The following is a 23,924-nucleotide window of genomic DNA, read 5'->3' on the forward strand; positions in this document are numbered from 1 at the left end:
GGCATGAGCGCACGACTGCGGGGGATCGCGAAACAGACCGAGGAGATCGTCGCGGAGGGCCACTACCGGGCCCCCGACGGCCGGACGGTCTCGATCGCGGCGGAACTGAGCGCGGCGGTGGCCGGAACCCGCCTCCACGGCCCCGAACCCCTCGCCGTCGCCCCGGACACCGACCGCACCACCGTCATCACGGTGACCGACGAGAGCAGCCTCGTCGCCGCCCGCCGGCTGACCAGGGCCGACGCGGCCCCGGTGGCCGTCCTGAACTTCGCCTCCGCCCGCAACCCCGGCGGCGGCTACCTGAACGGCGCCCAGGCCCAGGAAGAGGCCGTCTGCCGGGCCTCGGCCCTCTACACCACGCTGCTGCGCGCCCCCGCGTACTACGAGCACCACCGGGCCGAGAGGAACGCCTTCTACACGGACCGGGTGATCCTCTCTCCCGGCGTCCCGGTCTTCCGCGACGACCGCGGCGGTCTCCTGGACGAGCCGTTCACGGTCGGCTTCCTCACCTCTCCGGCCCCCAACGCGGGCGTCGTCCGACGGCAGAACCCGGAACTCGTCCATCGCGTTCCGGCCGTGCTCGCCGGCCGCGCCGAGCGGGTCCTGGAGACGGCCGTCGCCGGCGGCTACCGCCGGCTCGTCCTCGGAGCCTGGGGCTGCGGCGTCTTCCAGAACGACCCGGCCGAGGTCGCCGGCGCCTTCCGGACGCTGCTGATGGACGGCGGCCGGTTCGCCGGCCACTTCGACGAGATCGTCTTCGCGATCCTCGACCGCACCAGGGACCGGACGACCCTCGGCGCGTTCCAGCGGGTCCTCGCGGACGCCTGACCGGTCTGACGTGCGGTGTTCGTGCACGCGTGCGAGGCTGAAATGGCCCCAGCGTCCGCGTTCCGGTACAGGAGGCACGATCGTGGCCAAGAAACAGACCCGGGTGAACCGCGGTGCCCGTACGGGCGGGCACGAGCAGAGGACCGAGGCGGCGACGAAGGAACAGGCACCGGTCGTACGTGACACCCAGCGGCCGATCATCGAGCAGGTCTCGCACAAGAAGGAGCGGAAGTTCGGCCACAACTGACCTTCCGACCCTCGTCACGACCGGGGCCCGACGCCGGCATGGCGCCGGGCCCGAGCTGATGCACCGCACGGGAGAGCTACTCCTGGTCGTCGCCGACCGGGATCGCCTCCGCACGGGGAGCGGGCGGCGCCGCGCCGTTCATCGAGGGCACCACCGCCGGCTGGGCGCCCGGATTCATGTTCGCGAGCAGTTGACGGGCCAGGCCGAGACCCGTTCCACCCATGGTCAGCGCCTTGGCGAACATCTCCGCCATGCCGTCGGCGCCGTTCAGCAGGACCATCTGGTCCACGTTGCCGAAGGCGGACGCGCCCGCCTCGACGATCTCCGGCCACTTCTCGGCCAGCTGCTGCGCGACCACGGCCTCCTGGTTCTCGGCGAGCGCCGCCGCCCTGGCCTTGATCGACTCGGCCTCGGCGAGCCCCTTGGCCCGGGTCGACGCGGCGACCGCGAGGCCCTTGGCCTGCTGGGCAGCCGCCTCCGCCTCACCGGTCAGCCGGGTCGCCGTCGCCCTCGCGGCACTGGCCAGCTCGGTCTCCTTGGCCTCCGCCTGCGCCGCCGAGATCCGGGCGTCGCGCTCGGCCTCGGCCCGCGTCCGGGTCTCGTACGCCATCGCGTCCGCGGGCTTGCGGACCTCCGCCTGGAGCTGCTGCTCCTTGCGGTGCGCCTCCAGCTCGGCGACCCGCGTCTCCTGGACGACGACCTCCTGACGCGCCCCGGCCTCGGCCAGCGGGCCTGCCTGCCGCGCCTTCGCGGACGCCTGGTCCCGCTCGGCCTGGTAGCCGGCCTGCAGGATCTCGCTGTCCCGGGTGGCCTCCGACATCCGGGCAGCGGCCTGCTGTTCGGCCTCGGTCGCCCGCCGGTTGGCCTCGGCCTGCGCGATCCGGGCGTCGCGCTGGACGGCCGCGGCGTGCGGCGCGGCCAGGTTCTTGATGTACCCGGTCGGGTCCTCGATCTCGTGGATCTGCAGCGAGTCGACGATCAGGCCGAGCTTCTCCATCTCCGTTCCACAGGCCGAACGGGCCTGCCCGGTCAGCTTCTCCCGGTCACGGATCATGTCCTCGACCGTCAACCCGCCGACTATGGCGCGCAGATGACCGGCGAAGACGATGTGCACGCGCTCCGACATCAGCTTCTGCTGATCGAGGAAACGGCGGGCGGCGTTGGCGATCGACACGAAGTCGTCACCCACCTTGAAGATCACCACACCGCGGACCTTGAGCGGAATGCCCTGGTGGGTGACGCACTCCACCTGCAGCTGGGTCTCGTTGAGGTCGAGCGACAGCTTCCGTACGGCCTGGACGCCCGGCAGCACGAGCGTGCCGCGCCCGGTGACGATCCGGAAGCCCATCCCCTCGCCGAGCCCCTCCATCTTGTGGTTCGAGCCGGAGATGATGAGCGCTTCGTTGGGTTCCGCGACGCGCCACATCAGTTTGAACAGTGCGATGAGAACGAGGACGGCGGCGACCGCGCCGCCCGCCAGGATGCCGATGCCCATGGGCAGCTCCCCCTTCACCGGAGCCGTGCGGGTCCGGTGAAGGGAGTGTGCGCTCCTCGCGGCGGGCGCTCAATGGATCGGTCAACCGTCGTACGCGGCTGTGACATAGACGGTACGTGGAGGGAGATGTTCCACGACGGTCACCACCGTTCCGGGCGCGAACCGCTCCTTGGGGTGGGCCGGATGGGCGAGGAAGTGCTCGGCGCCGCCCCGGATGCGGACGATCACCTCGCCGACGAGGCCCGGTCCGACGGTGCCGGTGACCCGGCCGATCAGGCCCACCATCGAGACGTCGTCCATGAACAGAAGGTACGTCAGATCCAGCCCTCCAGGGCGGTCATGAACCCGTCGAAGTCGTCCCGGTGGATCGTATGACCCGCGCCGACGACCGTACGGAGTTCAAAACCACGCTCCTTGAGCATCCGGGCGTTCTCGGAGGAGACCAGGACGCTCGGGTCGGCCAGGGTGATCAGCGAGGGGACGAGCGGCCGCACCGGCCACATGTCGCGGCCGACGACCCCCAGCAGCCCGTGCGCCGTCCGCTCGTCCCACAGCCGCAGCGTCTCGTACTCGATGTCCAGGTCCTCCTCCGCCCAGCGGGGATTGAGGATCCGGATGTGCTCGCGGGTGAGGGCCTTGCCCTGGGTGAACAGCTCCGGGCGGTAGACCCCGGCCGGCAGATGCCAGGCGGGGTCGGAGTAGACCGCGCGGCGCGGCGCGAGCCGCTCCACGGCGGCCGCCAGGGTCAGCCCGCCGAGCGAGTGGCCTATGGCCAACTCCGCTCCCTTAGGCAAGGTTTCGACCAGGTCGTCGGCGTAGTCCGAGGGGGTGTAGCCCTCGGGGCCCTCGGCGCGTCCACTCGCGCCGTGGCCGCGCAGATCCACGGCGATCACCCGGTAGCCGCGCTCGGCCAGGGCCGGCCCGACCCGCCGCCAGGTGCGGTGGTCGGCCATGATGCCGTGGATCAGCAGCGCGATCCGGTCACCGGATCCCCAGGTGGTGGTGTTCAGTCGCACGTCGATGCCTCTCGGAGTGTCGTCGTCCTCAGCGCACGGTACGGATCGGGCGCACGGCGAGCGCCCCGAGGACCGACAGTACGGCGGCGACGAGGAACAGGACCGTGTAACCGCCACTCAGCGACACGACGAGCGAGGCGACGAACGGTGCGACGATCTGCGGCCCCGCGTTGGCGACGTTGAGCACACCCATGTCGCGGGCCGCGTCCTCGGCCTTCGGCAGCACCATGGTGACCAGAGCCGTGTCCACGGCCATGTAGCAGCCGAAACCGAGGCCGTTGACGACGGAGAAGGCGAGCATCGCGGTCCAGCTCGTCGAGATCGCCGGGATGACGAGGGCGACGGCGGCGAGCGCGGCCGAGGCGCCGACGAAGAGCTTGCGGCGGTCGTAGCGGTCGGAGAGCCAGCCGCCCAGGACGGTGGAGACGACCATGGCGACCGCGTTGAGCGGCATCAGGAGCGCCACGGCCTCCTCGGCCGCGAGCCCGGCCGGCAGGTCGGTGTGGTCCTTGAGGATGTACAGCTGGAAGCCGGAGACCGCGAAGTAGCCGAGGACCAGGAGCGCGCGGCCGATGAACGCCCAGCGGAAGTCGTGGTCCTTGAGCGCGCTGCCGAAGGCGGCGACCTGCTGCTTCACCGGCAGCGGTGTCTTCGCGGGCATGCGCTGCTCACGGGCGCAGGTGGTGAACAGGACGGCGGCGGCCGCGACGATCACGCCGAAGACCAGGTAGCCGGTGCGGTAGTCCTCGGAGAAGGCCGCGCCGAGCAGCGCGCCGATGGTGGAGCCGATGGGCAGGCCGAGCCCCACGGCGGCCGAGGCCTTGCCGCGCGCGGCCATGGGCACCCGGTCGGGCACGACGGAGGTGATCGCGGCCTGATAGATGTTCATGACGGCCTGGCCCAGGCACCACGCGATCATCACCAGCAGGATCGTGTGCACGCTGCCGAGCAGGAACATCACGGGTATCGCGAGCAGGCCGCCCGCCAGGATCCAGGGGTTGCGCCGCCCGGTGCGGTCCGAGAGCGCTCCGGCCACCGGGTTGAAGACGGTGGCGAAGATGGCGGAGACGCCGGAGATCAGCCCGAAGTTGGCCACCTTGTTCGCGGGATCGATGTCCTCGATCTGGAGCGCGAGGAGCATGCCGGGAACACCGACGTACAGCGCGTACATCGCCGTGTTGCCGGTGAGCAGCAAAGGCAGCAGCCCACGGGTCGTCGGCCGGGGAGCCGAGGGGGTGCCCGTGCCGGCACCCGTCTGGGAGGAGGAAAGGGCCACTGTGCCCTCCTGGGGAGATCGCCCGTGCGGGGCGAGGAGCGGAAGTGAAAGGGCGGGGTCAAACGCTGCGGTTACACGTGTCAGTGACACGCGTCAGCATTGTCTAGCACTCGAATCAGGCCATCCGCCAGACTCTGGGCAGGATCGGTCTGGAAAGATGCCGGAGCGATGAGGAAGCCAACCGAACAGTCCGCCGAACGTCCCGTTCCGACCAGCGCCGACGTCGCGCGCCTCGCGGGTGTGTCCAGAGCCACCGTCTCGTACGTGCTGAACAACACCGCGGCCGTACGGATCAGCGAGCCGACCCGGCGACGCGTGCGCGAGGCGGCCGAGGAGTTGGGCTACGTACCCCATGCGGCGGCCCGCAGTCTGCGTGCCGGTCACAGCCGGATGGTCCTCCTGCCGACCGCGCAGGTGCCGATCGGACCGCTCTACAGCCAGTTCTTCAACGAACTGCAGTGGGCCCTGCGCCGCCTCGACTACACCGTCGTGCAGTACGGCAGCCTCGGCCTGGACGGGGACGAGGCCGCCCGCGCCTGGGCGGAGCTCCGCCCGGTCGCGGTGGTCTCCTTCGGCGAGGTCGAGCTGACTCCGGACGGCGTGGAGATCCTCAAGCGCTCGGGCGCGAAGGCCGTGATCACCGTCGGCCCGCAGCGGGTCGCCGGAGCGCACGCCCTCGTGATGGACCAGGGGAGGGTCGGCCGGGTCGCCGGCGAGCACCTCGTCGAGCGGGGCCGGCGCCGGATCGGCGTGGTGGTGCCCGAGGAGCCGGGCCTGGACATGTTCTCCGGCCCCCGGCTGGACGGGGTCCGGCAGGCGGTGGCGGGGACGGACGCCACGGTCGTACCCCTGCCGCTGCGGTACGAGGAGGAGTCGGCGAACGAGCTCGCGAGGCGGTGGCGCGAACTCGGGCTCGACGCGGTCTTCGCGTACAACGACGAGTACGCGATGCTGCTGATGCGCGCCTTGCAGGACGCGGGGGTCTCGGTCCCGGACGAGACGGCGGTCGTCGGCTCGGACGATCTGCTGCTCGGACGGCTGCTGCGGCCCCGGCTGACCACGGTCCGGATCGACATGGTGATCGGCAGGCACCTCGCGGAGCTCGTCGACAGCGCGGTGCGCGACCCGGAGGGCACGCCGGAGGCTCAGGAACTGATGGCCTCGCAGGTCGTCCCGCGCGAGTCCAGCTGAGCGGCGCGCGGCGCCGCGGCGGACTAGCGTCGAGGCATGGGCACAGTTCCGAAGCGTTTCGAGATCCTTATCGTCCCCGAGCACGTGGAGGACCGGGGCGACGCGTCCGTGGAGGACAGCGCGGTCCGCTCGGCGGTCGTCGAAGCCACCGGCCGTCAGGGCTCCTCGGGGTACCCGCGTTACGAGGGCCACGGCCTGGTCGCGGAGATCGACCCCGAGACCCGCACGGTCGAGGCGCTGCTGATCGACGGGCGCGAGCTCGACTACGGTCTGACGGCGCTGGTCCGGTACCCGCCGCGGTCGTGACAGGCGGCGTCCGACGGTATCGGTTCATCCGCCACGTATCGACCTCGCGGGACCGTTGACAGAAGCCGCCGCCCGGCGGAGACTCGGCGCGCACAGGAACGAAGGAACGTTCACCAGGCGAACGCCATCGCCGTCGTACCGGCCGAAGGTCACGTGGGAGAGAACCGATGAGCATCCGCGACGTCTACATCGTCGACGCCGTCCGCACGCCGATCGGCAAGTTCGGGGGCGCCCTCTCCTCCGTGCGTCCCGACGACCTCGCCGCCCATGTCGTCAAGGCGCTCGTGGACCGCACGCCCGACCTCGACCCCGCCCGGATCGACGACGTCTACTTCGGCGACGCCAACGGCGCCGGAGAGGACAACCGTGACGTGGCCCGCATGGCCGTGCTGCTCGCCGGGCTCCCCACCTCCGTGCCGGGTGTCACCGTCAACCGCCTCTGCGGCTCCGGTCTGGAGGCGGTGATCCAGGCCGCCCGTGCCGTCGCGCTCGGCGACGCCTCGGTGGCGATCGCGGGTGGCGTGGAGTCGATGTCCCGCGCTCCCTGGGTTCTGCAGAAGCCGGAGCGCGCCTTCCCGGCCGGCCACCAGCAGCTTCACTCCACGACGCTGGGCTGGCGCATGACGAACCCGAGGATGCCCGCCGAGTGGACGGTCGCGCTCGGCGAGGGCGCCGAGCTCGTCGCCGACAAGCACGGCATCACCCGTGAACAGCAGGACGCGTTCGCCCTGGCCAGCCACCAGAAGGCCGCCGAGGCCTGGAGCAAGGGCCTCTACGACGGCGAGGTCGTGCCGTACGACGGTGTGGACCTCGCCCGCGACGAGTGCATCCGCGACACCACCTCGCTCGAGGCCCTCGCCAAGCTGAAGCCCTCCTTCCGGCGCGAGGGCGGCACCGTCACGGCCGGGAACGCCTCGCCGCTCAACGACGGCGCCGCGGCGCTGCTCCTGGTCGACGAGGACGGACTGCGGGAGACCGGCCGCGAGCCCCTCGCCCGGATCCGCGCCTCCGCCGTCAGCGGGATCGAGCCGCAGCTCTTCGGGCTCGGACCGGTCGAGGCGGTCCGGCGCGCACTGGAGAAGTCGGGGCGCTCCTTCGCCGACCTGACGACCTTCGAGCTGAACGAGGCCTTCGCCGCCCAGTCGCTGGGATGCCTCGCCGAGTGGCCGGAACTCGACCCCGAGATCGTCAATCCCCGCGGTGGCGCCATCGCCATCGGCCACCCGCTGGGCGCCTCCGGCGCGCGGCTCGCCGGTTCGGTGGCCCACCAGCTCGCCGCGGCGGGCTCGGGTACGGGCCTCGCGGCCCTGTGCATCGGCGTCGGGCAGGGTCTGGCCCTCGTCCTGGAGCGCTGAGCGGGAAAGGGCCGGGAACGGGCGAAGGGGCGGTACGGGTCTTCCCGTACCGCCCCTTCGCCGTTGCTCGGTTTCCGCTACTGCTTGGCGCTCTCGATGGACTTGCGCACCTCGTCCATGTCCAGCTTGCGCGCCTGGCCGATCACGTCCTCCAGCGCGGCCTCGGGCAGCGCCCCGGGCTGCGCGAACACGGCCACGTTCTCGCGCACGATCATCAGCGTCGGGATCGAGCGGATCTCGAACGCGGCGGCCAGCTCCTGCTGCGCCTCGGTGTTGACCTTGGCGAAGACCAGGTCCTCGTGGCGCTCGGAGGCCGCCTCGAAGACCGGCGCGAACTGGCGGCACGGACCGCACCAGGAAGCCCAGAAGTCGATCAGAACGAAGTCGTTGTCACTCACGATCTGGTCGAAGTTGTCCTTGGTGAGCTCAACAGTGCTCATGCTTTCTAACCTCTCCGGTCTCCTGGCGGTGTCCTCACGGTCCCCTGGGGACTCGCCCCGCACAACGGCGGATCGAGTCGCGCTATTCCACGCCGTTCCGGGGCCGCACGGCCCCGCCTTCCCCTGTGGCCATCGCGCACACCTGCCACCAGACTGGGCCCATGACGCGAGTGGCGGAGCACGGGTACGACGTGGTGGTCCTGGGAGCGGGACCGGTCGGCGAGAACGTGGTGGACCGGGCCCGGGCGGCCGGGCTGAGCGTGGCGGTGGTGGAGAGCGAACTGGTCGGCGGCGAGTGCTCGTACTGGGCGTGCATGCCCAGCAAGTCGCTGCTGCGCCCGGCGATCGCCCGCTCCGACGCCCGCAAGGTGCCGGGGCTGCGTCAGCTCGTCCAGGGACCATTGGACGCGGCCGCGGTCCTCGCCCACCGCGACTACTACGTCTCCGACTGGAAGGACGACGGTGCCGTCCGCTGGCTCGACTCCACCGGCGCCCGGCTCTACCGCGGCCACGGCCGGCTGAGCGGCGACCGCAAGGTCGCCGTCGAGGGATTCGAGGGCGACCGGCACCTGCTCTCCGCACGGCACGCCGTCGCCGTCTGCACCGGCAGCCGTGCCGCGCTGCCCGAACTGCCGGGCCTCACCGGGGCCAGGCCCTGGACCAGCCGGGAGGCCACCAGCTCCCACCACGTCCCCGGCCGGTTGATCGTGGTCGGTGGGGGAGTGGTCGCCGCGGAGATGGCGACCGCCTGGCAGGCGCTCGGCTCCCGGGTGACGGTGCTGGTACGGGGCAAGGGGCTGCTGTCCCGGATGGAGCCGTTCGTCGGTGAACACGTCGCCGCCGCGCTCACCGAGCGCGGCGCCGAGATCCGTACCGGCTCCGACGTGACGGCGGTCGTACGTGACGGGGGCGCCGGACCGGTCACCGTGGTCCTGGAGGGCGGCGACCGGGTCGAGGGGGACGAGGTCCTCTTCGCCACCGGCCGCGCCCCGCGCACCGACGACATCGGCTTGGAGACCGTCGGCCTGGAGCCGGGCTCGTGGCTGTCCGTGGACGACACCCTCCGGGTCACCGGCAGCGACTGGCTGTACGCCGTCGGGGACGTCAACCGGCGTGCCCTGATGACCCATCAGGGCAAGTACCAGGCGCGGATCGCCGGGGCCGCCATCGCCGCCCGCGCGGCCGGCACCACCCTCCAGGAGACCGACCGCTGGGGCGCGCACTCCGCCACCGCCGACCACGCGGCCGTGCCCCAGGTGGTGTTCACCGACCCCGAGGCCGCGTCGGTCGGCCTCTCCCTCGCCGAGGCCGAACGCGCCGGACACCGGGTCCGCGCCGTCGACCTGGACCTGTCGGGCGTGGCGGGCGCCGGGCTGTACGCCGACGGATACCGCGGCCACGCCCGGATGGTCGTCGACCTGGACCGCGAGACCGTCCTCGGTGTCACCTTCGTGGGCCCGGGCATCGGCGAACTGCTCCACTCGGCCACCGTCGCCGTCGCGGGAGAGGTGCCGATCGAACGGCTCTGGCACGCCGTCCCCGCGTATCCGACGCTGAGCGAGGCATGGCTGCGGCTCCTCGAGGCGTACCGGGACGGTGCGGGGGCGTCATGAACGCCGGGGCCCCGGATCTGACCAACGACTACGACGAACCCTGCGCGGCTTGCGAAGCGGTCGTGCCGGCCGGGACCGGGGTGCTCCGGCACGGGCCGACCGGCGGCTGGCAGGTCTTCCACCCCGGCGAGGCGCCGGAACCCGGGCCGCCGGCCCGACAGGATCTGCCGGGCTGGCACCGGCGCCGTCTCATGGCCCTGGACATCGCGACCACCGGCAATCGGCCGGCCGTCGACCGGATCCTTTCCGCCGCGATCCGGGTCAGCGACGGCACGATCGGAGATTGGATCATGGATCCTGGATCCAATATCCCTTCCTCGATACCCCGCAGGGCCCCGGGCATCACCGTCGAGCGCGCCCGGGCGGAGGGCGTGCCCGCCGCGCGCGCCCTTGAGGAGGTGGCGACGCTGCTCGCCGACCACCTGGCGTCGAACGAGGTGCTGGTCGTCTGGTTCGCCCCGCACGTCCTGACCACACTCCACGCCGAACTGCTGCGTCATGGCGTGGCGCCGCTGACCGACCGGCTCCCGCACGGCGTGGCCCCGGTCTGCGACCCGCTCGTCCTGGACCGCCACGCCGACCGCTACCGCCCCGGCCGCCGCTCCCTGCGGGCCGTCACCGCCTGGTACGGGATCCCGCACGACCGCCCCGGTGACGCGGCGTCCGACGCCGGGGCCACGCTGGAGCTCGCCCGGACGATCGGGGCCTCGTACCCGTCGATCGCCCGGCTCTCGCGCCCGGCGCTCCACACCGAGCAGATCCGCTGGAACGCCGAGCAGTCCCGCCGTCACCCCGACGCCCTGGACTGGCCCTTCGCCACCGTCGAGCCGCTGCCATGGGAACCCCCGCCGCCCGACTGAACGGGGCTCCGCTCCAGGGCCTTGTGCCCGGCCGCCCCCGGACCGGCTTCCCCCGGACCGGCCGCCCCCGGACCGGCCGCCCCGGCATTCAGCCCGCCTTCGGGATCAGCCGCTCCGCGGCCGCCCGTGCCGCTTCGAGTGCCGGGCGGGCGTCCCGTCCGGACTCCTGGCCCAGCACCACACGGGTGCTCAGACCGTCGAGCAGCGCGAGGAGTTCGGAGGCACGGGCGGTGATGTCCGCCTCGTCCATCGGCGCGAAACGGGACTGCGCCACCCCCTTGGCGAGCAGCGCCTCCAGGTCCGCCTGCCAGCCGCGGTCCAGCTCCCGCTGGGCCTCGCGCAACGCGTCGTTCGCCGGAATGCGGGCCCAGAGCTCGATCCAGAGCGTCCAGCGCGGATCGCGCGGGCCGTGCGGGAGGTAGAGCCGCAGAAAGAGGTCCAGCTTGCGCTCCGCCGTCAGCCGCCGCGCCAGCAGCGCCCGGCGCTCCTCGGCGAGCGCCGCCTCGCTCCAGCGCAGTGCGGCGAGCAGCAGCAGATCCTTGCTGCCGAAGTAGTACAGGATGTGGCCGCCGCTCGTGCCCAGGCGTTCGGCCAGCGCCGACATGGTCAGTGACGCCAGGCCGCCCTCGGCGATGGCCGCCATGGCCTCCTCGAGCATCCGCTCCTGGGCGATGTGCCCGTCGCGCCGTCGCGCTGCGCCTGCCACCCGCTCCGCCTCCGTCGCCGCCCCTGACCCGATGGTCACGACTTTAACCGCAGGTCGCCAAGGTCTTGACGCGGTGTACCCGCCTCCCACATCTTGAATGCCGTTCTAAGTTCTAGAACGGCATTCAAAGTCTGGGGAGCGCGCATGCTGCACGAGGAGAGAGTCGCGGACGTCGGCCGCGACGAGGTCTTCCAGGTCGAGGGCCACGGCATCGACCCCATTCCGGACGCCGAGCGCCACGGCAGCGCCAGGGACGTCTTCTGGCTCTGGTTCGGCTCCAACCTCACCTTCACCTACGTGATCAACGGAGCCCTCGCCGTCGCCTTCGGCCTCTCCTTCTGGCAGGCCACCGCCGTCGTCGTCATCGGCGGCCTCTCCTTCTTCGCCATCGGCGCCGCAGGACTCGGCGGCGTCCGCACCGGCACCGCCACCCTCGTCATCTCCCGCGCCGCGTTCGGCGTCCGTGGCAACTGGCCCGCCGGCCTGCTCAACTGGGTCGTCAGCATCGGGTACACCATCGTCAACACGGTCGTCGGCACCCTCGCCCTCGACGCCCTCTTCACCGACCTCGGCTGGGCGGGCGGCCACACCTCCCGCGCCCTCGCCCTGCTGGTCACCCTCACGATGACCTTCGCCGTCGCCCTGTGGGGCCACGCGACCGTCCAGTTCGCCGAACGCTGGATGGCCTACGCCCTCGCGCTCGGCTTCGCCGCCCTGCTGGTGTTCGTGCTCCCCGGCGCCGACACGTCCGCACCGGCCGCCGGCCCCGGCGCCTCCGGCTGGAGCCTCGCCTTCGTCGTCATGCTCGCGGGCCCCTTCTCGTACCTCCCGATGCCCGCCGACTACACCCGCTACCTGCCCCGCACCACCTCGCTCAAGGCCCTCACCTGGAGCGGTGCGCTCGGCGGCTTCCTCTCCTCCGTGGCCCTGGGCGTCGCCGGTGTCGCCGCCGCCACTCAGGCCGACATGACGGACGCGGTCGCCGGTGCCGAGGGGCTGCTCCCCGGCTGGTTCCAGCCGCTCTTCCTCGCCCTGGTGCTCGGCGGGTCGGTCACCAACTCGATCATCACGCTCTACTCCTCCAGCCTGAACCTCCAGGTCCTCGGTATCCCGTGGAGCCGCGCCCGCGCCATCGTGATCAGCGCCGCAGTCACCGCCCTCGGCTCGCTCGGCGCCCTCTTCCTCACCGACTTCACCACCTCCCTGCTCTCTTTCCTCTCCCTCCTGATCATCGTCTTCGCCCCCTGGGGCGGTGTCTTCCTCGCCGACATGGTCATGCGCCGCTGCACCTACGACTCCGACGCTCTGCACGGGGCGGAACGCGGTGCCTACTGGTATCGCTCCGGCTGGCACCCGGCCGGCTTGGTCGCGCTGCTCGCCGGCATCGTCTTCGCCGCGCTCACCTGCGACTCCGCACTCTGGACCGGCCCGCTGGTCGCCCCTCTCGGCGGCGCCGACCTCACCCTCCTCGGCGCGGCCGTCTCCGCGCTCGTCTACGTCCTCCTCGCCCGCCGCAGCGTCACCCCCGTGCGGCCGTAACGCCCATGGACGCGTAACACCCGCACCACCCGCACGACCAAGCACCACCCGTAACACCGCTGAAAGAAGCTGGAGTCCGCCCCGCATGAACCGCAGCACCACCCCCGCCGATCTGGTCCTCACCCGGGCCCGCGTCCACACCGTCGACCCCGCCCTGCCGGAGGCCGAGGCGCTCGCCGTACGCGACGGACGGATCGTCTGGCTCGGCACGGACGCCGACGCATCCGCCTGGGTCGGTCCCGACACCCGGATCCTCGACGCGGGAGGCCGGCTCGTCCTGCCCGGGTTCATCGACGCCCACAACCACGTACGCCTGGGCTCCGACGACGCCTGCGTCCAGCTCGCCGGCGCCCGCACGCTGGAGGAGATCCACGAGCGGATCCGCGCCTGGCGCGCCGCCCACCCCGGCACCGCGTGGATCGAGGCCGAAGCCTTCGACTACTCGGCGATCCCCGGCGGACGGATGCCGACCGCCGCCGATCTCGACCCCGTGACCGAGGACACGCCCGCCCTCGTCCTCAGCTACGACGTGCACACGGTCTGGCTCAACACCGCGGCCCTGCACCGGCTCGGCATCGACCGGGACCACCTCGACCTCCCCTTCGGCACCGCCGTGACGGACCCCGAGACCGGCGAACCCACCGGATTCGTCAAGGACTTCGCCGTCAAGGGCCTCTCCCGCGACGGCCACCGCGCCCTGCGCGAGCTGGGCGTGCCGTGGGCCGCGCCCGACCGCCAGTACGGCCGGCTCGCCAAGAGCCTCGACGACGCCATCGGTTACGGCATCACCACCGTCGTCGAGCCCCAGAACTCCCTCGACGACCTCGCCCTCTTCCAGCGCGCCCGAGCCGAGGGCCGGCTCCGCTCCCGGATCGTCGCCGCCCTCTTCCACCCGCGGGGCACCACCGAGGCGGACCTCGACGCGTTCGCGGCCGCGGCGAGGACGTTCGACGACGACCGGCTGCGGGTCGGCCCCCTCAAGCTGTACATCGACGACGTCGTCGAACCGCGTACGGCCGCTCTCCTGGAGCCGTACACCGGGTGCGGCCGGCACCGCGGCGACACGTTCTACCCGCCCGAGGAGTTCGCCGCGCTGCTCACCGGACTCGACGCGCGCGGCTTCCAGTGCTTCGTGCACGCCACGGGCGACCGCGGCATCCGTACGGTCCTCGACGCCGTCGCCCACGCCCGCGCCGCCAACGGGCCGCGCGACGCCCGCCACCAGATCGTCCACGTCGAGTGCCTCGACCCGGCCGACACCCCGCGCTTCGCCGAACTCGGCGTGGTCGCCTGCATGCAGCCCCGGCACGCCGCCCCCGACATCGCGGGCCCGGGCCAGGACTGGGCCGAGAACATCGGACCCGACCGCTGGCACAAGGCGTGGCCGCTGCGCAGCCTGTGGGCCGCCGGAGCCGTACTCGCTCTCTCCAGCGACTGGAACGTCGCCGAGATGGACCCCATGGCCGGCATCTACACGGCGGTCACGCGCCGCCCGCTCCACGGCGACGGGGAGCCCTGGACACCGGAGGAGACCATCGACGTCGTCACCGCGATCGAGGGCTACACCATGGGCTCGGCGTACGCCAACTTCCTCGAAACGGAGCGGGGTTCGCTGAGCGTCGGCAAGCTCGCCGACTTCGTCGTCCTGTCCCGGGACATCCTCCGCGTCGACCCGGAACGGATTCCGGGCACGGTGGCCGAGACGGTCGTGGTGGGCGGCGAGGTCGTCCACACGTCCACGCAGGACTGACATCCGTAGGGCCCTGCTCGGCCGAGGTACGGGGCAGCCCTCCTGGAGGGGAAGGCCGCCCCGTACGCGACCGGTCAGAGCCGGTCGAGGATCTTCCGCAGCTCGGCGATCTCGGCGGACTGCGTCCGCACCACGTCGGCGGCGAGCTTCTTCGCCTTCTCGTCGCGGCCGTCCTTCAGCTCGGTCCTGGCCATCTCGACCGCGCCCTCGTGGTGCGCGATCATCAGCTCGGCGAACTTCCGGTCGAAGGGCTTGCCCTTGAGCGCCTCCAGGTCCTTCATGTCCTGCTCGGTCATCATCCCGGCCATGTCGTGACCACCGTGAGCGGCGGACTCGGGCTTGCCCCAGCCCTTCAGCCAGGACTTCATCGTCGCGATCTCCGGATCCTGGGCCTTCTCGATCGCGGCGACGATCTTCTGGACCTCGGCGTCCTCGGCCCGGCCGTCGGCGAGCTTCGCCATCTCCAGGGCCTGCTGGTGGTGGGGGATCATCGCCTGGGCGAACGCCACGTCCGCGTCATTGAACGATGCGGACGCGGAGGCGGGCGAGGACGGGGAGGCGGAGGTCTTCCCGCCGTGCTCCATGCCGCTCATGGAGTCGCTGTCCGAGCCGCAGGCCGAGAGCAGAAGGCCCACGGCGGCGACGGAGCCGGCCAGGGCGAGCTTGCGGGCGGTGGGGTTCGTGAAGGCACGCATGTGTGTCACACCTCGTGTGCTGTCGTACGGCGTACGCGAGCGCGCGCGTACGCGCGGAAAGGGCTGAACGGGCGCTTCTGCGGGCAGCGCGATGTGCCCGCGGTGGCGATTCGGCCTAGATCCGCAGGACGGACAGCTGCGCGAGGTCGGGAGGTCTGCGGGGCGGGGCGTTCGGCCCCCGTACGCGGGTGAGCCGGCCGAGCAGCCGGACCAGCCAGTCGGGCCGGCGTCCGAACGCCGCGAGGACGAGCCGGGCCAGCGCCCAGATGCCGAGGACGGCCACGCACAGCGTGGTCATGTCCATATCCATGCCGGAGTCATGGGAGGAGGGAGCGGGCGCCTCGTCCGTCGTGTGGTGCGCGGAGGCGGAGACGTGCGTCATGCCGTCCGCCGCGGTGTCCGACGAGCTCTGCGGGTGGCCGACGGCATGCATCACGAAGACCCCGAGGGCGAGCACGACGAGCAGCAGGTGCGCCAAGGCGCTGCCCGCTCCCATGTCGCGTCCCACTCGTCCCGTACGCACGGCTCGAACCTCCCGGGACGACTTTAGCGAACGGTGCCCGGCCGCTCGCGCAGCCCACGGAAGGCGGCCGACCGGTTCGACGGCGCGGGGCACGGCGCGTTGAGTGGGGTGTTCGCCCGGACCGCCACGCGCATCGCCTGTCCGGGCGGGTGCCCGTAGAGCCGACTCCGCTTCCGTTCGCGTGTGGCGCGGGCGGAAGCGAAGCCGGCACGGGCCTCTGGGCTCAGCCCGTCCACTCACCAGCCATCGCGGCCGCGAGCCGCAGGTGCGGCGCGGCCTCGGCGGGCCGGCCCTGCCGCTCAAGGGTGCGCCCGAGCATCAACCGGGCGTAGTGCTCCACCGGGTCCCGGTCCAGCACGGAGCGCAGCTCGGACTCGGCGCGGGAAAGCTGGGCGGAGTGGTAGTACGTGCGGGCGAGAAGCAGGCGCTGGGCGATCTGCTCGGGGTGCTCGGCGACCAGGCCGCGCAGGATGCGGGCGGCCGTCAGGTACTCCTTCGCCTCGAAGAACAGCTGGGCGCGGTCCCAGCGCTCGCCCGCCGTTCCGAACTCGTCGTAGGTCTCGTTCACTTGCGCTCCCTCGTGGCGTCCCTGCCCTGCCACCCGGTGGGGCGGCACGGTCGTCAACACGCGAGGATGGTTGAACATTCCACTACTATTTTCCGCGTGGAGACACGCCCACGCCGTCCCCGGACAGGAATAGGTTGAGCGTCATGAGCAATCTTGATCGACAGGCCGCCCTCACCGTCTGCGGCGGCCGCGGCTTCGTCGTCGCCGAGCCGGTGCGGGAACTTCTCAGCCCCCGCCACGTCCAGCTCGGCGAGTCGACCGAAGTCCGCCGCCTGCTCCCGAACCTCGGCCGGCGCATGGTCGGCGCCTGGGCGTTCGTCGACCACTACGGCCCCGACGACATCGCCGACGAGTCCGGCATGCAGGTCCCGCCGCACCCGCACATGGGGCTCCAGACGGTGAGCTGGCTCCACGAGGGCGAGGTCCTGCACCGTGACAGCACGGGAAGCCTCGAGACGATCCGCCCGCGCGAGCTGGGCCTGATGACCTCGGGCCGGGCGATCTCCCACTCCGAGGAGAGCCCCAGGCCGCACGCCCGCTTCCTCCACGGCGCCCAGCTGTGGGTGGCGCTCCCGGACGCCCACCGCCACGTCGAGCCCCACTTCCAGCACCACGCGACCCTCCCGCAGGTCACCGCCCCCGGCCTGACCGCCACGGTGATCATGGGTGAACTGGACGGCGCCGAGTCCCCGGGCACCACCTACAGCCCCTTGATCGGTGCCGACCTCGCCCTGGCGGCGGGCACGGAAACGAACCTCCCGCTGGAACCCGACTTCGAGTACGCGGTCCTGTCGATGTCGGGCGAGGCCCACGTCGACGGCGTCCCGGTCCTCCCGGGCTCGATGCTCTACCTCGGCTGCGGCCGCACGGAACTCCCGCTGCGCGCGGTCTCGGACGCGGGCCTGATGCTCCTGGGCGGCGAGCCGTTCGAGGAGGAGATCGTCATGTTCTGGAACTGGATCGGACGATCGCAACAGGACATCGAAGAGGCCCGCGAGGCGTGGATGAACGGCACCAGGTTTGGCGAGGTGAAGGGTTACGACGGCGCTCCGCTCCCGGCTCCGGAGCTGCCCGCGACGCCGCTGAAGCCGCGGGGAAGAGTGCGCTGACCTGTTCGCCGGTAAGCCTCGTCCTGGCTACCGGATGAGGGAGAGGGGCGCGCCGAGGGTGCGGTGATCAGGCGCCGAGGTGCGTGATCGCGGTGTCCAGCCGCGACGCCAAGGCGTCGATGTCCTGCTCGGTCGGCGGGCCGGACGGCAGCGTGGCGGCAAGATCACGGCCCGAGGCGATTTCGACGGCTCCGCGGTATGGCTCCGATGCCAGTCGGTCCGAGGGGACGACCTCCGTACGACCCTCCAGCAGCACGAGCGAGTTGTTCCCGCCCGATCGATCGAGGAGGGCCCGGACCTGCGCGCGCGTGACTGCCACGGCCCCGTCCCCTCTCACCAGCTCCCGGAGCCGGAGCCGGAGTCGGTTTCCGACGGGTTCTCGGCTTCCTCCTCGGATCCGGCCTCGACACCGGCCAGGGGGTCCCCGCTTTCGGTGCCGGCCTGGTGGTAGCCCTCTCGGGCGCTTGCCGTGCCGGGCACGACGCGCTCCCGGTCCTGGCTCTCCGAGCCGGAGTGGGCTCCCGGCTCCTCGCTGCTCCGGGCGCGCTCGTACGTGTTCTGCCGCGCGTCGTCCGGTGTGCGCTCGGTCATCTCGCTGTCCTCGTCTCGATGAGCCCTTGAGGCGGCTGCCCGCGAGAGGGCAGGCGAAACAGCCGTGAGCGCCAGGCCGGTGGCACCTGTCCCACAGGTGCCACCGGCCTGGCGAAGGCGGAGGTGCCGGCACTGTCAGGAAGGTTCTTTGCCTCGTCCGCTCATCGCGTCACGCAGGCGGTCGACGAGCCCGACCCCCGGGGCCAGAAGCTTGTTGGCGGGCGGCTTGTCGGGGGCGGACGGGTGCGGACGCGTGGGGGCCGCCTTCTTGGCCTGGCGCACCTTGTCGCCGAGCTTCTCCAGCATCTCCGTGGAACACGCCTGCCGCAGCCGCGGGAACAGATTGTTCTCCTCGTCGTTCACGTGGCTGCGAATCTCCGTCATCAGGTTCATGATGAGCTCGTCGAAGCGGGGATGATCGGCGTCGCATCCCTCGAGTTCCTTCATGATGCGTTCCGCCGCCGCGTGATCTTCCAGTTCCTTGTCGGCCATCCTGTCACCGTTGGGAACGTGCTCGCGTACGGCGGGATACAGGTACGCCTCTTCGGCTACCGAGTGCCGGACGAGTTCCATGGTGACCTGGTCGGCATACATCTTTCTACGAGCGTCACCCGAGGGAATTTCCTCGATGTTCGCGAAAAGTTCCTCGACCTCCTGGTGGTCGGTCATCAATTCCGCGATCACGTCACCGCCGTGTCCCATGGGGAGTGCCCTTCTCTGTGAGGTTGCCGGCCTCCAGTGAATCCCGCGAAGCGCGCACAACGTGGTTCCGCTCCACTCAGCGTGTCGGCCGCACTCGCTCCGAAGGGGCTGTGACCTGCGCCATTCCTCGGACGCCCGCGAGCCGATACGATCCACTTTCTTCTTTTCGCCCTCCCTCTTACTCCGAATTGGCCATCCGTGTCGGCAGACTCCTCTCTCTCCTCGCTCATAGCGGCGACGGCCCAGTGGATCACCCACGCCTATCCCTCCGGCCGCGGGGCCTTGCAGCGCGCCCTCGCCGAGGCACAGGCGCGTCAAGCCGTCACCGTCGCCGCGTGGCTGCGGTACCCCACGGAGCTGGACGCCCAGCTGATGAACCTGACGGGGCCCGGTGGCTCCGCGCGGCTCGACTGGATCACGGGCTCCGAGACCGAGGGCGCCTGGGATCCGGAGCTGCACGCGTGGCGCACCTGGGTGGACGAGGTCGTCGCGAGCTGGGCCGCCTGCCTGCTCGGCACTCCGGCCTTGGTCACCGCGGCGCTCGCCACTCTCGCCGGCTCGGCGCGGGCGGCGGGCGAAACGGTTGACTTCCGGCGTCTGAGTCATCCGAACCAGAACGACCGGCAAGCAGCCGCGCTGCTGCGACACCCGGACCTCCTCGCTCCTGTGGCCGAGCTCCATCACGCCCAGCTCAAGGACCTCCTGGAAAGCAGCGCGCCCTCCTCGTCCTGACCGCGACTTCCCCTGGCCGGCAGCGTTCTGGTCGTCCTGAGCCTGGTGTGCGCAGATCTGGGTGCCTGGACCGCAAGCGCCGACTAGCCCGCGCCCCGCACCAGGACGGACAGCACGACCGCCATACCCGCGGCCCAGCCGAGAGCTGCGCCGACCAGGCGTCGTCGGAGGCATGCGTATCGCTGTCCGTACTCGCGGCGGAGCTCGTCCGCGCGTACGACGGTGGCCCGGAGCATCTCGCGCCGCACGGCGAGATGCTCCTGCGCGAACAGCTGGGCGATCTCCGACTCCTCCTGCGGTCCCAGCCAGGGAAAACGGCGGGCGAACGCGGCGCCGGCCTCGGCGGCCTCGCTCCGGGCATGCTGTGCGAGCAGATATCCCTCCAGCTGGAGGATGCCGGCGGTCACCTCATCGGTGGGGGCGTGCGAGTCTCGGTGGCCGGGTGTGATCATGCTTCCCGCCCGCCGCCGGGCCGTTGGGCGGCGCCGGGGTCGTCGATCACGTCGCGCTTGTGCGACCGGGCGTAGTCCACTGCCGCCAGATCCGGGAAGTTGAGGTCGAAGGCGGGCGATTCGGAGCGGATGCGCGGGAGGGTGAGGAAGTTGTGCCGGGGCGGCGGGCACGACGTCGCCCACTCCAGCGAGCGGCCGAAGCCCCACGGGTCGTCGACCGTGACACGCGGAGCGGTCTTGGCGGTCTTCCAGACGTTGTAGAAGAACGGCAGGGTGGACATGCCCAACAAGAACGCGCCGATGGACGACACCGTGTTCAGAGCGGTGAAACCGTCGGCCTCCAGATAGTCCGCGTAGCGGCGCGGCATCCCTTCGGCACCCAGCCAGTGCTGGACGAGGAAAGTGCCATGGAATCCGGTGAAGAGAGTCCAGAAGTGGATTTTGCCGAGCCGCTCGTCCAGCATCGTGCCGGTCATCTTGGGCCACCAGAAGTAGAAGCCGGCGAACATCGCGAAGACGACGGTGCCGAAGACGACGTAGTGGAAGTGCGCGACCACGAAATACGTGTCCGTGACATGGAAGTCCATCGGGGGCGAGGCGAGGATGATGCCGGTGAGCCCGCCGAACAGGAAGGTCACGAGGAAGCCGATCGACCACAGCATCGGCGTCTCGAAGGAGATCGACCCCTTCCACATCGTGCCGATCCAGTTGAAGAACTTCACGCCTGTCGGCACCGCGATCAGGAAGGTCATGAAGGAGAAGAACGGCAGCAGCACCGCTCCTGTGGCAAACATGTGATGGGCCCAGACGGTGACCGAGAGGCCCGCGATCGCGATCGTGGCGGCGATGAGTCCCACGTAGCCGAAGATCGGCTTACGGGAGAAGACGGGCAGGATCTCCGTGACGATCCCGAAGAACGGCAGGGCGATGATGTAGACCTCGGGGTGGCCGAAGAACCAGAACAGGTGCTGCCACAGCAGCGTTCCACCATTGGCCGGATCGAAGACGTGAGACCCGAAGCGACGATCCGCCTCCAGCGCGAAGAGCGCCGCGGCCAGAACGGGGAAGGCGAGCAGGACGAGCACCGATGTGAGCAGGATGTTCCAGGTGAAGATCGGCATCCGGAACATCGTCATACCGGGGGCGCGCATGCAGATGATCGTGGTGATGAAGTTGACGGCGCCCAGAATCGTGCCGAAGCCGCCGAGCGCGAGCCCCATGATCCACATGTCGCCGCCGATGTAGGGCGTCCGTTCACCGCCGCTGAGCGGCGTGTAGGCGGTCCAGCCGAAGTCCGCGGTTCCCTGGGTGGTGAAGATCCCCCCGAAAGCGATCAGGCCGCCGAAGAGGAACAGCCAGTACGACAGCATGTTCAGGCGCGGGAACGCCACATCCGGGGAGCCGATCTGCAAGGGCATGATCGCGTTGGCGAAGCCGGCGAAGGTGGGGGTGGCGAAGAGCAGCAGCATCACCGTCCCGTGCAGGGTGAACGCCTGGTTGTACTGCTCGGGGGAGACGATCTGAATCCCGGGCCGCGCCAACTCCGCCCGGATCACCAGCGCCAGCACACCTCCCAGAAGGAAGAACACGAACGACGTGATCAGATAGAGATGACCGATCTTCTTGTGGTCCGTCGTCGTCAGCCAGTCCACGACGACACTCCCCCAACCCCTCCTCTTCACAGGCACGAGGGTGGGCGGCTCGGTGGAAGTGACCATGGGGACTCCGGTGAAGGACTCGAATGAACGCGGGCGGCCAGGGCGACCATAGGCCAGCCACTCCTAGCAAACCGCCCGAAACATGGATATTCAGGATCAATAGCTTCATCGCACTGGCCATGACCTGCGGTGTCGTGCGCACGGGCGGCGAACGACATCCATACGGCGGGCGCGGACCGAAGCCGTCACGCGCCGGAGCGAGGGCACGCGCTGACGCCCCGCTGCAGGAGCGGCGCCCTCAAGACCTCGGCGGGAGCCGGTGCAGGGTGAGGTCGTGCAGTGCGCCGCCCGACACGGTCAGCGTCATGTACGTGCAGAACGGCTGGCGTCTGCGGTCGGTGGGCGAGCCCGGATTCAGCAGGCGCAGCCCGCCGGGGGCCGTGGAGTCCCACGGGATGTGGCTGTGCCCGAACACGAGAACGTCCAGGTCCGGAAAGCGCCGCGCGCAACGCTGCTCGCGCCCGGCGGCGGCTCCCGTCTCGTGCACGACCCCGAACCGAAGCCCGCCCCACTCACCCTGCGCGACCTCGGGAAGCCTCCGCCGCAGGCCCGGCCCGTCGTTGTTGCCGTACACCCCGACCAGCCGCCGGGCCCGGGACTCCAACACGTCCAGGGTGGCCTCGTCGGTCCAGTCCCCGGCATGGACGACGACATCGGCCTCGTCGACACCGGCGAGAAGCGCCTCGGGCAGCCGCTTGGCGCGGGTCGGCAGATGCGTGTCGGCCATCAGCAGCAGCCGCATAGGGCCACGATAGGCCGCACCCCGCGCTGCCCCCACTTCCATGGGCCTCCTGGGGTATCCGTGGAATACGTGCGGATGCGGAGCGACCCGCCCAGGCCGAGGCTCGAGGAGGCCCACGTGTCACAGACCCCGGAATCCCTGTACACCCGCGTCAGGCAGGAGGTGGCGGCTCGCGCGGAGCGGCTCTGGGACGTGAGCATGGCGCTGCACCGCGAACCGGAGACGGCCTACGAGGAGCACCGGGCGTCGCGGCTGCTGGCGGGTGAACTCGAACGGGAGGGCTTCCGCGTCGAGCGCGGGGTGGCCGGGCTGCCGACCGCCTTCGTCGCACGTACGGGTTCGGCGGGGTCCGGGGCCGGCGAGGGTGCCTGTGTGGCCCTGCTGATGGAATACGACGCGCTGCCGCTGCTCGGGCACGCGTGCGGCCACCATCTGATCGCGTCGGCGGGCCTCGGGGCGGCGCTCGCCGTGCGGGCCGCGCTCGGCGAGGTCGAGGGAACGCTGCTGGCCGTCGGCACACCGGCGGAGGAGCGCGGCGGAGGCAAGGTCGTGGAGGTGGAGACGGGCCTGTTCGACGGGGTCGACGCGGCGCTGATGTTCCACCCGGGCGTGCACGACTGGGTGTGGGCGCCGCTGACGGCCAGCGCGCAGGTCCGGGTGGGCTTCCACGGGCGGGCCGCGCACCCGACCGGCAGCCCCACGGAGGGCATCGACGCGCTCGGGGCGCTGATCCAGCTCTTCAACACACTCGGCGTCCTGCACAGACGGCTGCCCACCGGCTCGCACATCCAGGGCATCGTGACGGACGGCGGCCGGGCCACGAACATCGTCCCGGAGTACGCGGAGGGCATGTTCGGGCTGCGCGGGGGAACCACGGCCGCGCTGGAGGAGCTGGTGGAGGAGGTGCGCTCGTGCGCGCGGGGCGTGGCGCTGGCCACCCGTACGACGGTGGAGGTGACCGACGTGGGCGGCCGGTACGAGCACTTCCGCGACAACGACGTGCTGTCCGGCCTGTTCGCCGGCCATCTGGACCGGGCGGGCATCCGGTTGTCGCCGCCCACGCCGGGCGTGTACCTGGGGTCGTCCGACATCGGGAACGTCAGCACGCGGGTGCCCGCGATCCACCCCTGGATCGCCATCATGGGTCCGGACGGCTCCGACCACACGCCCGCGTTCGCGGCGGCGGGCGCCACGCCCCGGGCACGGCAGGTGATGCTGGCCGCGGCGGAGGCGCTGGCGTGCACGGCGGCCGACGTCCTGTTGCGCAGGGACGTGCCGGAGCGGGCCTGGGAGTGCCTCCGGCGGAAGGCCGCCGAGGGGCTGTGACGCATGCCCGGCGATCAACGGGGAACTCGGCGAAAGGGAGCGGATCGCCGAGCACCTGAGCCGAACGGCGCGGGGCGCCCGCTCCCCGAGTGCGAGGAGTTGTCGTGACTGCTTCACGTGGAGTCGAAGAGGAAAGCGAGATCC

Annotated in this window: 27 protein-coding genes; 12 read left to right on the forward strand and 15 right to left on the reverse strand. The window is 71.2% G+C overall.

Annotated elements, in window-relative coordinates; translation table 11 throughout:
• Positions 1-3: 3 nt before the first annotated feature.
• Together ACFYV5_RS05040 and ACFYV5_RS05045 are read left to right on the forward strand one after the other, a co-directional pair.
• Positions 4-828, forward strand: a complete 825-nt coding sequence (locus ACFYV5_RS05040; protein WP_389164476.1) for a TIGR02452 family protein — start codon at positions 4-6, stop codon at positions 826-828.
• A gap of 82 nt (positions 829-910) precedes the next feature.
• Positions 911-1,075 carry a hypothetical protein gene (locus ACFYV5_RS05045; RefSeq protein ID WP_355109718.1) on the forward strand — a complete coding sequence of 55 codons (165 nt, stop codon included), beginning with the start codon at positions 911-913 and terminating at the stop codon, positions 1,073-1,075.
• A gap of 76 nt (positions 1,076-1,151) precedes the next feature.
• Here ACFYV5_RS05045 and ACFYV5_RS05050 read toward each other — a convergent pair whose 3' ends face one another.
• The 4 genes from ACFYV5_RS05050 to ACFYV5_RS05065 all read right to left on the reverse strand — a co-directional run bounded on the left by ACFYV5_RS05050 (position 1,152) and on the right by ACFYV5_RS05065 (position 4,862).
• Positions 1,152-2,570 carry an SPFH domain-containing protein gene (locus ACFYV5_RS05050; RefSeq protein WP_355109716.1) on the reverse strand — a complete coding sequence of 473 codons (1,419 nt, stop codon included), beginning with the start codon at positions 2,568-2,570 and terminating at the stop codon, positions 1,152-1,154.
• Positions 2,571-2,651: 81 nt separating this feature from the next.
• The gene (locus ACFYV5_RS05055; protein ID WP_355109714.1) at positions 2,652-2,870 is read right to left on the reverse strand and encodes a hypothetical protein; all 219 of its coding nucleotides are present in this window, start codon (positions 2,868-2,870) and stop codon (positions 2,652-2,654) included.
• 14 nt (positions 2,871-2,884) lie between these two features.
• Complete coding sequence (locus tag ACFYV5_RS05060) at positions 2,885-3,586, reverse strand: alpha/beta fold hydrolase (protein WP_389164481.1); 702 nt, start codon at positions 3,584-3,586, stop codon at positions 2,885-2,887.
• A 28-nt stretch (positions 3,587-3,614) separates the two neighbouring features.
• On the reverse strand, positions 3,615-4,862 hold the full coding sequence (locus ACFYV5_RS05065; RefSeq protein ID WP_355109710.1) for an MFS transporter: 1,248 nt from the start codon (positions 4,860-4,862) through the stop codon (positions 3,615-3,617).
• Between the two features lie 168 nt (positions 4,863-5,030).
• Between ACFYV5_RS05065 and ACFYV5_RS05070 the strand changes: the two genes are divergently transcribed.
• The 3 genes from ACFYV5_RS05070 (at position 5,031) to ACFYV5_RS05080 (ending at position 7,714) form a co-directional block, all read left to right on the forward strand.
• The gene (locus ACFYV5_RS05070; protein WP_355109708.1) at positions 5,031-6,053 is read left to right on the forward strand and encodes a LacI family DNA-binding transcriptional regulator; all 1,023 of its coding nucleotides are present in this window, start codon (positions 5,031-5,033) and stop codon (positions 6,051-6,053) included.
• A gap of 36 nt (positions 6,054-6,089) precedes the next feature.
• Entirely contained in the window at positions 6,090-6,359 is a 270-nt protein-coding gene (locus ACFYV5_RS05075) for a hypothetical protein (protein WP_355109706.1), read from the forward strand.
• 167 nt (positions 6,360-6,526) lie between these two features.
• Positions 6,527-7,714 carry a thiolase family protein gene (locus tag ACFYV5_RS05080; RefSeq protein ID WP_355109704.1) on the forward strand — a complete coding sequence of 396 codons (1,188 nt, stop codon included), beginning with the start codon at positions 6,527-6,529 and terminating at the stop codon, positions 7,712-7,714.
• 77 nt (positions 7,715-7,791) lie between these two features.
• On the opposite strand, the gene trxA is transcribed toward ACFYV5_RS05080, so the two are convergent.
• Positions 7,792-8,154 (reverse strand): thioredoxin, encoded by a 363-nt coding sequence (trxA, locus tag ACFYV5_RS05085; RefSeq protein ID WP_389164486.1) that lies wholly within the window; start codon positions 8,152-8,154, stop codon positions 7,792-7,794.
• A 161-nt stretch (positions 8,155-8,315) separates the two neighbouring features.
• Here trxA and ACFYV5_RS05090 point away from each other — a divergent pair, with 161 nt between their 5' ends.
• On the forward strand, positions 8,316-9,767 hold the full coding sequence (locus tag ACFYV5_RS05090; RefSeq protein ID WP_389164488.1) for a dihydrolipoyl dehydrogenase family protein: 1,452 nt from the start codon (positions 8,316-8,318) through the stop codon (positions 9,765-9,767).
• The gene (locus ACFYV5_RS05095; protein WP_389164491.1) at positions 9,764-10,627 is read left to right on the forward strand and encodes a 3'-5' exonuclease; all 864 of its coding nucleotides are present in this window, start codon (positions 9,764-9,766) and stop codon (positions 10,625-10,627) included. Before ACFYV5_RS05090 ends, ACFYV5_RS05095 begins: the two co-directional genes overlap by 4 nt.
• 88 nt (positions 10,628-10,715) lie before the next feature.
• Here the strand turns inward: ACFYV5_RS05095 and ACFYV5_RS05100 are convergent, their stop codons facing one another.
• Positions 10,716-11,333 carry a TetR/AcrR family transcriptional regulator gene (locus ACFYV5_RS05100; protein ID WP_389165077.1) on the reverse strand — a complete coding sequence of 206 codons (618 nt, stop codon included), beginning with the start codon at positions 11,331-11,333 and terminating at the stop codon, positions 10,716-10,718.
• Between the two features lie 144 nt (positions 11,334-11,477).
• Between ACFYV5_RS05100 and ACFYV5_RS05105 the strand changes: the two genes are divergently transcribed.
• Together ACFYV5_RS05105 and ACFYV5_RS05110 are read left to right on the forward strand one after the other, a co-directional pair.
• Positions 11,478-12,872: a purine-cytosine permease family protein gene (locus ACFYV5_RS05105; RefSeq protein WP_389164494.1), complete on the forward strand. Its 1,395-nt coding sequence runs from the start codon at positions 11,478-11,480 to the stop codon at positions 12,870-12,872.
• An 85-nt stretch (positions 12,873-12,957) separates the two neighbouring features.
• Positions 12,958-14,622, forward strand: coding sequence for an amidohydrolase (locus ACFYV5_RS05110; RefSeq protein ID WP_389164496.1), 1,665 nt, complete (start codon positions 12,958-12,960; stop codon positions 14,620-14,622).
• Positions 14,623-14,696: 74 nt separating this feature from the next.
• Here ACFYV5_RS05110 and ACFYV5_RS05115 read toward each other — a convergent pair whose 3' ends face one another.
• From ACFYV5_RS05115 to ACFYV5_RS05125, 3 genes are all read right to left on the reverse strand, one after another.
• Entirely contained in the window at positions 14,697-15,317 is a 621-nt protein-coding gene (locus ACFYV5_RS05115) for a DUF305 domain-containing protein (protein WP_389164499.1), read from the reverse strand.
• Between the two features lie 115 nt (positions 15,318-15,432).
• Complete coding sequence (locus tag ACFYV5_RS05120; RefSeq protein ID WP_389164501.1) at positions 15,433-15,840, reverse strand: DUF6153 family protein; 408 nt, start codon at positions 15,838-15,840, stop codon at positions 15,433-15,435.
• Positions 15,841-16,063: 223 nt separating this feature from the next.
• On the reverse strand, positions 16,064-16,408 hold the full coding sequence (locus ACFYV5_RS05125) for a tetratricopeptide repeat protein (protein ID WP_389164503.1): 345 nt from the start codon (positions 16,406-16,408) through the stop codon (positions 16,064-16,066).
• Between the two features lie 143 nt (positions 16,409-16,551).
• Here ACFYV5_RS05125 and ACFYV5_RS05130 point away from each other — a divergent pair, with 143 nt between their 5' ends.
• The gene (locus ACFYV5_RS05130) at positions 16,552-17,517 is read left to right on the forward strand and encodes a pirin family protein (RefSeq protein ID WP_355109686.1); all 966 of its coding nucleotides are present in this window, start codon (positions 16,552-16,554) and stop codon (positions 17,515-17,517) included.
• Positions 17,518-17,584: 67 nt separating this feature from the next.
• Here the strand turns inward: ACFYV5_RS05130 and ACFYV5_RS05135 are convergent, their stop codons facing one another.
• The 3 genes from ACFYV5_RS05135 to ACFYV5_RS05145 form a co-directional block, all read right to left on the reverse strand.
• The gene (locus ACFYV5_RS05135) at positions 17,585-17,836 is read right to left on the reverse strand and encodes a hypothetical protein (RefSeq protein ID WP_355109684.1); all 252 of its coding nucleotides are present in this window, start codon (positions 17,834-17,836) and stop codon (positions 17,585-17,587) included.
• 14 nt (positions 17,837-17,850) lie between these two features.
• A complete protein-coding gene (locus tag ACFYV5_RS05140; RefSeq protein WP_389164506.1) occupies positions 17,851-18,108 on the reverse strand; it encodes a hypothetical protein in 258 nt (85 codons plus the stop codon).
• 135 nt (positions 18,109-18,243) lie between these two features.
• Positions 18,244-18,810: a hemerythrin domain-containing protein gene (locus tag ACFYV5_RS05145; RefSeq protein WP_355109680.1), complete on the reverse strand. Its 567-nt coding sequence runs from the start codon at positions 18,808-18,810 to the stop codon at positions 18,244-18,246.
• Positions 18,811-19,008: 198 nt separating this feature from the next.
• Here ACFYV5_RS05145 and ACFYV5_RS05150 point away from each other — a divergent pair, with 198 nt between their 5' ends.
• A complete protein-coding gene (locus ACFYV5_RS05150; protein WP_389164508.1) occupies positions 19,009-19,542 on the forward strand; it encodes a hypothetical protein in 534 nt (177 codons plus the stop codon).
• 83 nt (positions 19,543-19,625) lie between these two features.
• Here ACFYV5_RS05150 and ACFYV5_RS05155 read toward each other — a convergent pair whose 3' ends face one another.
• The 3 genes from ACFYV5_RS05155 to ACFYV5_RS05165 form a co-directional block, all read right to left on the reverse strand.
• Complete coding sequence (locus ACFYV5_RS05155; protein ID WP_389164511.1) at positions 19,626-19,994, reverse strand: hypothetical protein; 369 nt, start codon at positions 19,992-19,994, stop codon at positions 19,626-19,628.
• Positions 19,991-21,712 (reverse strand): cytochrome c oxidase subunit I, encoded by a 1,722-nt coding sequence (gene ctaD / locus ACFYV5_RS05160; protein ID WP_389164514.1) that lies wholly within the window; start codon positions 21,710-21,712, stop codon positions 19,991-19,993. Before ctaD ends, ACFYV5_RS05155 begins: the two co-directional genes overlap by 4 nt.
• A gap of 238 nt (positions 21,713-21,950) precedes the next feature.
• On the reverse strand, positions 21,951-22,454 hold the full coding sequence (locus tag ACFYV5_RS05165) for a metallophosphoesterase family protein (RefSeq protein ID WP_389164516.1): 504 nt from the start codon (positions 22,452-22,454) through the stop codon (positions 21,951-21,953).
• Between the two features lie 117 nt (positions 22,455-22,571).
• On the opposite strand from ACFYV5_RS05165, the gene ACFYV5_RS05170 reads away from it, so the two are divergent.
• Positions 22,572-23,780 (forward strand): amidohydrolase, encoded by a 1,209-nt coding sequence (locus ACFYV5_RS05170; RefSeq protein WP_389164518.1) that lies wholly within the window; start codon positions 22,572-22,574, stop codon positions 23,778-23,780.
• Positions 23,781-23,924 lie beyond the last annotated feature (144 nt).

Source organism: Streptomyces sp. NPDC003035, from assembly GCF_042888285.1.
Classification (GTDB): domain Bacteria; phylum Actinomycetota; class Actinomycetes; order Streptomycetales; family Streptomycetaceae; genus Streptomyces.